Origin of the sequence: Streptomyces sp. V4I8, assembly GCF_041261225.1 — a bacterium.
In the GTDB taxonomy this organism is placed as follows: Bacteria; Actinomycetota; Actinomycetes; order Streptomycetales; family Streptomycetaceae; genus Streptomyces.
Window position 1 is genome coordinate 261,987 of record NZ_JBGCCN010000004.1, and the last position, 13,413, is coordinate 275,399.

Here is a 13,413-nt window from a genome sequence, read left to right on the forward strand (position 1 = left end):
CGTCAGTCCACCTCCGCGGCCCCGAGACTGCGCACGACGTACTCGACCAGCCTGCCGACGGTGAGTTCGATGATCTCCTCGAACTCCATGTCCGCGAGGAACTCGGCGAAGTTGATCCGGTCGCCGTACCGGTCCTTCAAGAGACCCGCGAGAGTGACCAGGTCGATGCTCTCCAGTTCCAGATCGCGGTGGAACCGGGTCTCCATCTCGATCTCGACGGTCTCGAAGCCGTACTCGGGCTCGCCCTGGTCCTCCGTCTCGTCGAGGATCGTCCTGAGCATGTCCGTGATGCCGGCGAGTACCGACAACTCGTCCTCGCGCACGAGGTTGCCTCGCGACGGCTGCCCTTCGAATGTGGTCATCGACCGTTCTCCTCTGCCTCCGCCGTGCCCGTGGTCCAGGCCACGACGTACTCTCTGCTCGGGAGCCGCGGGGGATTGCCCGCCCGCTCGCAGCGCACCGTGTAGGCGTGCTCGTGCCGCCCCAGAACCATCAGCCGGTCGGCCGTCGCCTCGACCACGATGAAGTCCCGGGGACGACCGCCAAGTCCCGTTCCCTCCGCCTTGGCGACCGCTTCCTTCGCGGTCCAGAACCGTGCGAACCACAGCGCCTCGGACTCACCGCTGGCGGCGCACTGAGCGCGCAGCAGCTTGAGTTCGGCGTCGGTGAGCGCGGTGGTCAGCATCTGCGCGTCGCGCTCGACGACTTCTTCGATGTCGATGCCCGGTCCTGGGCCGAGTTTGGTGGGCGGCCGTACGATCGCGACCCCCGTCTCCGCGCAGTGGGCCAGCGAGACCTCCAGCGGCGGCAGTTCCCGGCCGTACAGGCCGGTGACATAGGGGCGCCCCGATGCGTCGTTGTGCACGCGGATCTCCGCGGGGAAGACAGGGCCCTCCCCGTGCTCCCAGAGCCACTGCCGTACGGCGTCCTTGACCGCGATCCGGCCGAGCAGCCACTGCCTGCGGCCGCGAGGGGCACGTCGCGCGTACTCGGAGCGCTCCTCACCACTGAGCGCACTGCGCATGATCAGCTCGCGCGAGGCGAGATCGGGCCACCGCTCATGGAGCAGGGACCAGCCACCGGGCCGGGCCTCGGCCAGGGTGTTGCGCTCGGGGAACCGCTCGAAGGGCCTGGTCTGCGGATCGTTGTCGAAGCGACGGTTCTGCCAGCCGGTGAGCTCCGCCCACACCGTGCCCGCGACGGTCAGCTGTACATCGGCCTCGAGCGTGGTATCGGTGAGGGAAGTGATCCTCACCAGACACTCCACCTTGGTCCCCGGGCGCGGATGCGGCCCGTGGAACCGCATGTGCCGTATCTGCACAGGGAACACCACCGTGCGCTCGGTGCGGGTCGCCATGATCCAGTACCCGATGATCTGACCCACGTTGTCCAGCAGGGCACCGGGGGCCGACGGTGTGGTGATCACTCCCCGTACGTGCTTTTCGCCGGTCGCGATCAGCTCGGAGACCCCCTGGAACGCCGGCCCGTGGAACATCCAGCGTTCGCTGTAGAGGTGGGCCGCCGCGTGGGTGGGCGCCGCTGATTCGGACGCGGGGTCCGTTCGCCATCGGGTGGCGGGCGGGGTGGGGAACCGGTCGGCGAGTTCGACCACGGCGTGCGCCCGGGGGCCGAAGGACACCGCGACGCGGTCCGCGCCGTCGTCCGCCGGCGTGACCGTCACGGGCACGTCGACGGGCGGTGAGGCGGTCAGCCACTCCTCGAAACGGGCCCCGTGCACAGCGACCGCTCGCATCCCCGGTGCCGCCGCCTGCTGCGCCGCGTCCATGATGTGGTGAACGATCGTGGTGGCCGGGACGACCGGCCACCGGTCGGCCATGTCGGGCCAGTCCGCCCGCTGCCGGAAGAAGCAGTGGTCGCGCAGGTACGGCATCGTGTCGGTGGAGACTCGGACGGTGCCGCGCCACTCCGGCCCCCGGTCGCCCCGAGCCGTCGGCACCGGCCGGGCCGATGTGCCTGCAGAGGGAGCGGCCTGCCGCGGTGCGGGAGGGGCCGGCGTGCCTTCGGAAGGGTCGGCTTGCCGCGGTGCCGGAAGGGCCGGCGCGCCCGGCGCGGGACGCGGCGCCCTGGGGGAGTCGCCGGGCCTGAGGGCGGCCGGGGCTGCGGGGCGGCGGCTCGCGGTGATCAGCGCGGCGGCGGCGTCCGCGGTGTCACGCAGCAGGGCGTTCAGTTCGGCCGCGGCCGAAGAATGCCCGGCGAGCGCGTCCAGGGGCGATGCGCCGGCCGTGACCGGCTCCCGGCCGGCCGAGGCGCCGATACCCAGTTCGGCGCCCAGCTCGGCACCGGCCCGCCCACCGAGTGAGACCAGCGCCCCACCCAGTTCGAGCCGCACCGGTGGCCGTTCCTCCCGGCCTTGGGCGACCCCCTGGCCCGTACCGGCCGGTTGCGCGGACGTTGACAGAGCGGGTGCGACCGCGGCGCCGCCCGCCCACAGGGCGGCCGCCACCCGGCGGAGCTGGGCGACACCCTGGCGCTGCGGCGAGTTGGCGGCGATGACCAGGTGGTCGCGGCCACTGAGAGTGTCGCCGATGAGAGAGCTGAGCCGGCCGGGGCCCACCTGCACGAAAGTGCGGTGGCCTGCCGCGTACATGGCTTCGATGAGCTGCCGGAAGCGTACGGGTTCCAGCAGATGCCGGATGAACAGCTCACGCACCGCCGCCTCGCCCTCCGGGAAGGGGGCCGCGGTCGTCCCGGACCAGACGGGGACGGCCGGCGGATGGAGCCGGAACCGGCTCGACGCCTTCTTGATGGGCCCGAGGTAGGGCTTGAGCATCGGCGTGTGGAAGCCCGACTGGAAGGGCAGCACCTGGCAGAGCACACCCCGGGCGCGGAAGGAACGGACGATTCCCTCCACGGCCCCTCCCGGCCCGCACACCATCGACTGGCTGGGCGAGTTGTCATGGGAGAGCAGGAGCCCCGCCTTCGCCCATCCGTCGTCGAGCGCGGCCTGCACACGCTGCGCGGGCGCCGCGATGGCGCCGAAGGCCAGCCCCGGGACGGTCACCGTGTCGGGATTGAACGAGGCCATGAAGTCGTCCACCTCGTCCCAGGAGTACATCCCGGCCGCGGTCATGGCCGTCCACTCGCCGATGCTGTGCCCGGCCACCGCGTCCGGCACGATGCCCATGCGGTGCATGGCGGCGTGGAGCAGACGGCTGGTGCCGACGACACCGAATCCGTGCATGCCGGCATCCAGGACCTGATCGTGTTCACGCGACCGACCAGCGGGTACCGGGACGCCCGGCAGGCCGAAGTGGGAGGCGACATCGTCGACGCGGGGCGAGAAGTCGGCTTCGAGCCCCGGGAAGACGAAGGCGAGCTTCCCGTCGCCGTCCCCGAGCAGGGGGCGGGGCCGGAACCAGGTGTCGCTGCGGCCGTGCCAGGCGCGGCCCCTGGCGACCGCTCGTCGCGCCAGAGCGAGCCGCTTGGCGTTCGGGGCGACGACGCTGAGGCGGACGGGCCCCGCGTCCGCGTGTGTACGTTCCGGATCAAGGCCCGAGGCGAGCACGGCGGAATTGTCGGCGTCCAACAGGGCGGCGAGGTCTTCACCGCTGTCGGCGGCGAGCATGAGCACCCGCTCCGGCTCGGTGACCGTGACCGCGGCGGTGCCGGCGGCCGCGGTCGCCCGATGCGGCACCAGCGCACCGGAGGTCCGCGTCCAGTCGCCGGGTGCTTGTTCCAGGACGACATGTGCGTTGATGCCGCCGAACCCGAAGGCGTTGACGGCCGCCCGGCGGACCGGCTGCTGCGCGGTGGTGTCCCAGGAAGCCGCTTCGTCCAGCGTACGGAAGCGGGTGGCCGCGAGTGCCGGGTGCGGATCGTCGCAGCGCAGCGTCGGCAGGAGTGTGCGGTGGTGGACGGCGAGGGCGGCCTTGACCAGACCCGCCACTCCGGCGGCCGGCATCGTGTGGCCGATCATCGATTTCACCGAACCGATCACGGCCCGGTCGCCGCTCGTCGCGTCGCGGGCGTCCGCGGGGCCGAACACATCGGCCAGGGTGGTGAGTTCGGCGGCGTCGCCGGCGGGGATCGCGGTGCCGTGGGCCTCCAGGAGGCCGATCGAGCCAGGCTGGGCCGGATCGAGCCCAGCCGCCTGCCACGCCTGGTGCAGGGCGCGGGCCTGGCCACCGGGATCGGGGGTGACGAGACCGGCGGCACGGCCGTCGCTCGCCACACCGGTGCCCCGGATGACGGCGTAGATCCGGTCACCGTCACGCTCGGCGTCGGCGAGGCGCTTGAGGACCACGACGCCGGTGCCCTCACCGATCAGAATGCCGTCCGCACCCCGATGGAAGGGGCGGATCCGCTGGCTGGGCGAGAGCGCGCGCAGCTGGGAGAAGACGCTCCACAGCGTGATGTCGTGGCAGTGGTGCACACCTCCCGCGAGCATCAGGTCGCAGCGCTCCGCCGCGAGCTCGCGCACCGCCTGATCGACCGCGACCAGCGACGACGCGCACGCGGCGTCCACGGTGTAGGCGGGTCCCCGCAGATCGAGGCGGTTGGCGACCCGCGAGGCGGCGAGGTTGGGCACCAGGCCGATGGCCGCCTCCGGGCTGTCGGGACCGAGCCGCTCGGTGAAGGCGGCCCGGACCCGTTCGAGCTGGCCCGGTTTCAGGTCGGGTATCAGCTCACCGAGGGTGCGCACGAGCTGTCCGGCGGTACGCACGCGTTGGTCGAGGCGGGCCAGACCCGGGGTGAGATAGCCGCCCCGGCCGAGGATGACGCCGATGCGGTGCCGGTCGGGAAGCTGGTCCTCCCCGCCCGCGTCCGCGATGGCCGCGGCGGCCACCTTCAGGGCGATGAGCTGGTCGGGTTCGGTGCCGGCCACCGAGTTCGGCATGATGCCGAACCGGGTGACCTCCACCTCGGCCAGACCGTCCACGAAACCGCCGCGCCGGCAGTACACCTGGTGGGCGGCGGCCGGGCCGGCCTCGGAGCCGGGGCGATAGAACTCCGCGTCCCACCGCTCCTCCGGTACGTCGGTGATCGCGTCCACGCCGTCGCGCAGGTTTCGCCAGTAGGTGTCCAGGTCGGGGGCGCCGGGCAGCAGCACCGCCATCCCCACGATGGCCACCGGCGGCAGCTCTTGAGCGGTCATGCCGTTCGTCATGGTCACCAGCCCGAGGAGATGTAGACGACGGCTCCGGCGGCTGGGTCGCCCCAGGCGAGTTCGCGCAGGAGGGCCGCGGTGCCCTCGTCCGGGTCGATCATGCCGACCCCGCGTCGGGCGTACTCCCGGGAGAGTTCGGGGCTCACCATGCCGGTGTGCCCGTCGGACGGCGCCCAGGGACCCCAGTGCACGGTCAGCGCCCGGCGTCCGGTGCGGGCGGCCCAGGTGCCGCCGAGGCTCTCCAGGGCGTCATTGGCGGCCGCGTAGTCGGCCTGACCGCGGTTGCCGAGTACGGCGGAGACGCTGCCGTACAGGACCGTGAACGACGGCCCCTCGGGCAGTTCCTTCAGCGCCGAGAGCAGTGCTCCGGCGCCCATCGTCTTGGTCTCGAACACACGGTGGAAGGACTCGGCGGTCTTCTCGGTGATCAGCCGGTCCTCGATCACGCCGGCGGCGTAGACCACGCCGTCGAGGCGGCCGTGCTCGGCATGGATCTCTTTCACCGCTTGGATCAACGCGTCCGGCTCCCGCACGTCCACCGAGCGGTAGCGCGCCTCGCTGCCGCAAGCGGCGAGCTCTTCCAAGGTGGCGCTGATCTCACGCTGGGCCAGGATCAGTTCGGCTTCGCGGTTGATGTCGGCGGGCCTGGCACCGTCGACCGCGCGTGAGGCGAGCACCGTGCGCAGCTCGGCGGGGGTGCGGGCCGCGGCCGTCACCGGATCCTCGGCGTCGGCCGGGGCGGGTGTCCTGCCGAGCAGTTCGATACGGCACCGGGAGATCCAGGCGAGCTGGGTGGCGAGCCGTGCTGTGATGCCCCGGGCCCCGCCGACGAGCAGGACGACTGCCTCGCGGTCGAGCCCGAGAGCGGCGGCCACGGCGGCTCCCTCGCCGATGGGTCCGGTACCGGTGGTGGCGAGTGGCGCTTCCGTCAGCTCCAGGCCGTGCCGTTCGGTGGCCGTGCGCAGGACGACAGGCGCTGGTTCAGGGCTGAGCAGCTCGGCGAGCAGAGCGTCGGCGACGGCCGGGGGACTGGTGTCGCCGAGGTCGATGACCCGTGCGACGGTCTGCGGATACTCACGTGCGACGGTGCGGAAGAAGCCGTGCAACCCTGCCGACCTCAGCCCGGTCAGACTCGGGAAGTCGCCGACCGCGGGCCGTACCGCGAACAGCCACCGCGGACGGCGCCCGAGGGCGGCCTGGAACACGGGGAACGCGCACGGCAGCACCGGCCGTGAGGGCGTGAGGGAGTCGAGGTACAGCACTCCGTCCACTTGACCGTCCGCCTCTGTGAGCAGCTGCTTGCGGCCGACGGCCACGGCCTGGGCACCGTGGGAGACGAGCCGGGCCGCCACTTCCTGTGCCGTGCTCGCGTCATCGTCGCCGACCAGGACGAAGCGCTTACCGGCCAGCACGGCTGACGGGTCGTCCACCGAGACGCCGGGCTGATCCAGGAGCACCGGCCGTAACTGGAACCGCTTCGGTGTTGTGCCCACTCCGGCGTCTCCGCCGACTCCGGCGTCTCCGCCGACTCCGGCGTCTCCGCCGACTCCGGCGTCTCCGCCGACTCCGGCGTCTCCGCCGACTCCGGCGTCTCCGCCGACTCCGGCGTCTTCGCCAACCGCGGTGTCTTCGCCAACCTCGGTGTCTTCGCCGACTCCGGCTTCTTCGCGCACCGTGGCGTCCTCGACCGGATCGGCTTCCTGCGGCATCTCCCGTTCCACGTGCTCCACCGCGGGCGGGGGCTCGTCCACCGGCTCGGGCCGGGGTGCCTCGGGAGGCGCGGCCAGCCGCCCGGCGATCCAGCTGGCCACCGACGCCGCCGTGTTGGCCCTCGTCAACTCCTCCAGTTCCTCGTCGTCCACGCCGGCGCCGTCCGCGAAGGTTCCGGCTCCCAGCCGTCTGGCCAGCTCGCCCGCTATCTCGGCCCGCTTGATCGAGTCGATGCTCAGATCCGCTTCCAGATCGAGGTCGGGCTCGATCATGTCCACCGGATAGCCGGTACGTTCGCTGATGATCTCCAGGACCATCCGCAGCACGTCCGTCTCCGTGATCGCTCCGGTCGCGGCCGACGCCGCGTCCGGGGACAGGGCGGACGACTGCGGTTCCAGTTCTTGCCCGGGCGGCGAAAGCTCGGCCGCCACGTAGTGCGGCAATGGGTCCTGGGGCAGGGGCGTGGCGGTCGGCTCCGCCGGTGCCGTGCCGAAATGAGCCAGCAGGACGTCCCGCTGGGCGGCGACCATCTCCCGGCTGGTGCGCAGGAATTCGGAGATCAGCGCGTCCCTGTCCGACGGGACGGCATGGGGGTGGTTCGTCGTCACTGTTGGTTCCACGACTCGTCGGGCCGGTGCGAGGGCATGGGGGAGGAGTCCTCCGTCGGCGGTACGGATCAGCTGACCGTTGACGGTCCAACCGGGGCGTGTCGGTGCCGCGGCCGTGCCCGCGTCGACGGCGTCGCGCCCTCGGAACAGCCATGCGGTACGGACCTGTGCTCCGGCGGCGGCCAGCTGGGCCAGTGCGTCGAGCCAGCCGTACAGGCCGCTGTCCGCGTGGGGCTCACAGGCGATGGCGTTATGCGGGCGCTCACCCAGGATCTGGGCGACCAGCCGCGTCAGTACTCGTCCGGGCCCGGCCTCCACGAAGATCCGCGCGCCCGCCTCGTACATCGCCTCGATCTGCGCGGCGAAGGCGACAGGGGCGCCGATCTGGGCGGCGAGCTCCGCACGGATCGCGTCCGGATCGTCGCCGTACGGGGCGGCTGTGCGGTTGGACCACACCGGGAACTCGGGCGGACGCACGGTCCGGCTCGCGAGCGCCTCGGCGAACCGGTCCCCGGCACCGGCCACCACGGGGCTGTGGAAGGCGCATGAGACCGAGATGAGCTTGGCGCCGTACCCGGCTTCGCGCAGCAGTCGTACGGCCTCCTCGACCGCCTGCGTCGGGCCCGAGATCACTGTCTGCCGGGGGGAGTTGTGGTTGGCCACGACGACTGAGCGGGAAGCTCGCGTCTCGCGCAGGACGTGCTCGACGTCCTGCGCGTCGCCCGCGACCGCCGCCATGGTGCCCGGCTCGTCACCAGCGGCCGCGAGGATCGCCGCCGCCCGTTCGGTACTGAGCTCCAGCAGCGTCCGCGGACTGAGCACACCGGCCGCGCACAGCGCGACCAGCTCCCCGTAGCTGTGACCGCCCGCCATGTCCGGTCGTACCCCGGCGGCGCCGAGCAGCGCATGGGCGGTGAGCCCCGCGACACCGAGAGCCGGCTGGGCGGCCCTGGTGTCCGTGAGCGCCGCCCGGCGCCGGGTCCGGGCGGCGTCGTCGAAGGCAGCGGGGGGATACAGGGCGGCCGCTTGGGCCTGGTCGAGTTCGAGGTAGTGCTGGAGCTCCGGGAACGCGATGAGGACGTCGGCCAGCATTCCCGGCCGCTGGCTGCCCTGGCCGGGGAAGAGGAACGCGACCTTCTGGTCCTGTGAGGCGGCCGGCGTAGCGCCGTCGGGCGGGGGCGGGGCCGCGAGGTGAATTCCCCCGGCGGGGTCGTGCTGACCGGCCAGGGCCTTGCGCAGCTGGGCCCTCAGTCCATCGACGTCGGTGGCCACGACCGCGACCCGCACGGGGCTGGGGTCGGCGTCGGAGCGGCGGGCGGCGCTCAGCGCGAGGTCGCGCAACCGCCACGTTCCGTCCTCGGCGGCATTGAGGATGTCTTCGATGGCCTGGTGGGCCGTGGCCAGGTCCTTCCCACGGAAGGTGAACAGCTCGGCGGGCCAGGCGTGGAGTCCCTGGACCGGCGGCTGCGTCTTGGCGTGGGCACCGAGCACCACATGGAAGTTGGTCCCGCCGAAACCGAACGCACTCACTCCGGCGAAACGTTTCTTCACGGGTGTGGTCCAGGGCTGTGCCCGGGTGTGGAAGGCGAACGGGCTGTTCTCCTCCTGCCAGGCCGCGTTCGGCTGCTCAAGGTGCAGGGTCGGTGGTCTCACGCCGGTGTACAGCGCCAGCGCCGTCTTGATCAGCCCGGCGAGCCCGGCCGCGCACTTGGTGTGCCCGATCTGCGACTTGACCGAACCGAGCGCGCACCCGCCCGCCTCGGCGCCCGCCTCACCGAACACCTCGCTGAGGACGGTCAGTTCGGTGCGGTCACCCACGACGGTCCCCGTGCCGTGGGCCTCCACGAGACCGACCTCGGCGGGCGAGACGCGGGCATTGCGGTACGCCCGCTGCAGGGCGGCCCGCTGTCCCTCGGGGCGCGGCGCGGTGAGGCCGAGCGAGCGGCCGTCACTGGAACTGCCAACGCCCTTGATCACTCCGTAGACGCGGTCGCCGTCCCGTTCGGCGTCGGCGAGCCGCTTCAGTACGACGCAGGCGACGCCCTCCCCCAGGACGATGCCGTCCGCCGAGCTGTCGAAGGCGCGCGACCGTCCGATCGGGGAGAGGGCATGCACCGAGGAGAAGAACGCGTAGTCGCTGATCCCGTTGTGGAGGTCGGCCCCACCGCACAGGACGACATCACTGGTGCCGCTCACGAGTTCCTTGCAGGCGGCGTCGACCGCGGCCAGTGACGAGGCGCACGCCGCGTCCACCGTGTAGTTGGCCCCGCGCAGATCGAGCCGGTTGGCGATCCGACCGGAGATCACGTTGGCCAGCATGCCGGGGAAGGAGTCCTCGGTGAGCCGGGGCAGTTGCTCCCGTATGCCCTCGGGAACGCTGCCGTAGTACGAGGGCAGGACCGCGCGCAGGGTGGCGGCGATGGAGAGGTCACTGCCCGCCTCGGCACCGAAGATCACGGAAGCGCGCGAGCGGTCGAAAGCCCGGCCGTCCTCGCCGTATCCGGCGTCCTCCAACGCCCGCTTGGCGGCTTCGAGGGACAGCAGCTGGACGGGTTCGATACTGCCCAGCGAGGCCGGCGGAATGCCGTAGCGGAGCGGGTCGAAGGGGATCTCGGGCAGGAATCCGCCCCACTTCGACGTGGTGGCGCCGCTGCCGTCCTCCTCGTAATGCACGGCGGGGTCCCAGCGCTCGGGCGGGACCTCGGTGATGGCGTCATGGCCGCTGAGGATGTTGGCCCAGAAGGTGGCCAGGTCCGGGGCCTGGGGGAACATGCAGGCCATTCCCACCACGGCGATGTCGAGTGGCTCGGGAGCCGACGGTTCGGCGTCCGTGCCGTCCGCGGCCGAGCGCCGCAGCAGGTCGGGACGCCCGTCGAGGAAGTCCGCCGCGCCGTCGGTCACGCAGTGATGCAGCGCGCTGATGGTGGTGGTGGCCGAGCGCAACATGGCCACTTCACCGGCCATGAACATGCCCTCGGTGAGCTGGCGCTCTTCGCCGACCGGTACCAGCGCACCGGCCGCGTCGCGCTCGACTCCCTTGCTGGCGGTCCGCAGCCGCCCCACATTGAGCCGCTCCAGTTCCTCCCAGACACGCCGGTCGGGGACGCCCTGGGCCCGCAGCCGCGCCGCACGTTGCCCGTAGCCCTCGGTGAAGGGGCTGGGTACACAGCGGGTGACATGGCCGGGCCCGGTCTGCACCAGCGCGGTGCGGGTCGCGGCCCGTACCTGCTGCTGGTAGAGGGGCGTGATCGCGCCCGCGTCGACCGCCTCCTCGGTGAACAGGTAGGCGGTGCCCATGAGGATGCCGACCGCGGCCCCTCGCGCGGTCAGCGGTGCGGCCAGCACGGAGACCATCGCCGCGGAGCGTTCACTGTGAATGCCACCCGCGAAGAACACTTCCAGCCGCCCTGCCGTGCCCTCGTCCGCATCGGCCAGGAAGTCCTCCAGCACCGCGAGTTGGGCCTCCCACAGCGCAAAGCCCGTCCGCGGCCCGATGTGGCCGCCGCACTCGGCACCTTCGAAAACGAACCTGCGAGCCCCTGCCTCCAGGAACTGCCGAAGCAAACCGGGCGAGGGCACGTGCAGGAAGGCCCGGATCCCGGCCTGCTCCAGTGCCTCGGCCTGCGACGGCCGTCCGCCCGCGATGATCGCGTGCGTGGGCTTCAACTCGCTTACGGCGTCGAGCTGCGCGCGCCTGAGCTCCTCCGGCGCGAAGCCGAGCACACCGACGCCCCAGGGCCTTTCAGCCAGGGCGGCACCGGTCTCCTCCAGCATCGCCCGTGTCCGCTCACCGTCCGCGAGCGCGAGCGCGATGAACGGCAAGGCGCCGTCCCCGGCGACGGCTGCGGCGAATCGTGCCTGGTCACTGACCCTGGTCATCGGCCCTTGAGCGACGGGCAGCCGGGTACCGAGCGCGTGGCTCATCGGGGAGCCGGCCCGTAACGCCCGGGACGGTGTGTCGTCCCGGACGGCCTTGCCCATGGCGTCGGTCAGGGCTCGGACCGTACGTCCGACGTCGCTCCAGCGGCCGGCGAAACGGGCGGCGAGGAACCCGTCCTGGCCCACCGGCAGCAGCTGCGTGCGCGGATCCCGGGTGCCCAGCGCCGCCGCCACCGCATGAGGGTCGTCGGCGGCCACGTGCGGGACAACCGGGCCACGGCGGTGCAGTACGCGGTGACCGGCCAGGACAACGGTCTCCGAGCCATCCATGGACCGCAGGGCGGCGGCCGCCGTCTCGTCGAGACCTGACTCGGCCAGCAGCGCCAGCTGACTGTCCAGTACGACCCCGGCCGCCCCACCGGCCACGGCAGCCGCCGCGGTGCGCGCGCCGATGCCGCCGCACGCCCAGACAGGGAGGTTTAATCGCCGCTCGGAGAGCAGCAGCTGTAACAGGACGAAGGTGCTCAGCTCCCCGACCCGGCCCCCGCTCTCACTGCCGCGGGCGATCAGCCCGTGCGCTCCGGCGGCCGCCGCCTCCAGGGCTTGCTCCAGATCCGTGACCTCGGCCAGAACCCGGTACTCCCCGGCGACCTCGCCGACCTTCCACGCGGAGTCGACGCCGAGGACCACTGTGTGCGGCCCGTCGCCCCGCGTCCCCACCCCCAGCTCTTCAGGGGTCATCCGGCACAACGCCCCGACGCGCACTCCGAACGGATCGGGTGCGAGGTGCCGCATGCGCTCCAGAGCCTCTCTGGAGCCGCGGTCGCCCTTTCCCAGGTCGAGCACCCCGAGCCCGCCGGCGCGGCTGACCGCCGTGGCAAGCCTTGCGTCGGGCTCACCGAACGGAGTTATGCCAATGATCGTATCGGCGTTGCGCACAGCGGTTGTCATGGTTCTCCGAATAATCGCGAGACTGCATGGCGGGAAGTCTGGGCGGCATGGCTGACGAATCGACGCAAGGATACGCCGATGGTGATCCCCGGAGTCGACAATAAGAGCAGCTCCATACAGTCGCGATACCTTCACGTCTCACATCATTGATAACCGACGCCAGGCCAAGGCTCCGTATGATTGTTGTCTCCATAACAAGCGAGCGAGGCCGTGATGCAAAGATCGTTTTGCTTGCATGCCTGCAAAATCCCCGGGGTGCGGATCGATAAACTCATCAGTAGCGAATGAGAGTTTCTGTGATCTTCTTACAATCCTGAGCGATGCGCGCTGTGTTACGCGTCCCGCCGTCTGAGGACGAGGTAACCGCCGATCAGCGCTGCCGCCACCCAGCCCGCCATGATGGCGAGGCCACCCCATGGCCCGTACGGCGCTGTGTCGTCCGGCGGTGTCACCACCTGCATCACATGGCCGCCCGCCTGGTCCGGCAGGTACTGGCCCACTTTCCGGGTGGCGTCCAGGGCGCCCAGGATGCTGGAGATGATGAAGAAGAACGGCATCAGAATCCCCAGCGACAGCGTCGGGCTGCGCAGCATCGCCGCTGCTCCCATGGAAAACATCGCGATGAGGCCCATGTAGAGACCGCCACCGAGCACCGCGCGGAGCACACCGGTGTCGCCGAGCGAGACCCGGTACTCGCCCAGCAGACTCTGTCCCAGGAAAAAGGCGACGAAGCTCGTCACGAATCCCACGAGGAATGCCAGCCCCGACGCTGCGGTGACCTTGCTGAAGAGGAAGGCCGCTCGCCGGGGGACGGCGGCGAGCGACACGCGGATGGTGTTGGTGCTGTACTCGCTCGACACCACCAGCACTCCGAACACGATCATCGCCAGCTGGCCGAGAGCCATGCCCGAGAAACTGATGTAAGTCGCGTCGAAGGAAGCCTTTTCGTCGGCCGAAAGTTCGGTGAAGGTGTTGCGGCTGACGATGCTGATCAGCGAACCGAGGGCGAGCGTGACGACGAACGCCAGGATCAGCGTCCACAGAGTGGATCGCACCGACCTGATCTTCGTCCACTCCGACTGGAGGACTCTCATTGCGGTCATCGCTCAGGGGGCTCCTTTTCACCGGACCATTTCA

The 13,413-nt window shown here is 71.2% G+C and carries 4 protein-coding genes; all 4 read right to left on the reverse strand.

Going from position 1 to position 13,413, the window contains the following annotated elements; genetic code table 11:
• Positions 1-2: 2 nt before the first annotated feature.
• Positions 3-362, reverse strand: a complete 360-nt coding sequence (locus ABIE67_RS50305; RefSeq protein ID WP_370271170.1) for an acyl carrier protein — start codon at positions 360-362, stop codon at positions 3-5.
• On the reverse strand, positions 359-5,128 hold the full coding sequence (locus ABIE67_RS50310; RefSeq protein WP_370271215.1) for a beta-ketoacyl synthase N-terminal-like domain-containing protein: 4,770 nt from the start codon (positions 5,126-5,128) through the stop codon (positions 359-361). The genes ABIE67_RS50305 and ABIE67_RS50310 overlap by 4 nt, the downstream gene beginning before the upstream one ends.
• Before the next feature lie 2 nt (positions 5,129-5,130).
• On the reverse strand, positions 5,131-12,276 hold the full coding sequence (locus ABIE67_RS50315) for an SDR family oxidoreductase (protein WP_370271171.1): 7,146 nt from the start codon (positions 12,274-12,276) through the stop codon (positions 5,131-5,133).
• Positions 12,277-12,608: 332 nt separating this feature from the next.
• On the reverse strand, positions 12,609-13,379 hold the full coding sequence (locus ABIE67_RS50320) for an ABC transporter permease (RefSeq protein WP_370271172.1): 771 nt from the start codon (positions 13,377-13,379) through the stop codon (positions 12,609-12,611).
• Between the last annotated feature and the right edge of the window lie 34 nt (positions 13,380-13,413).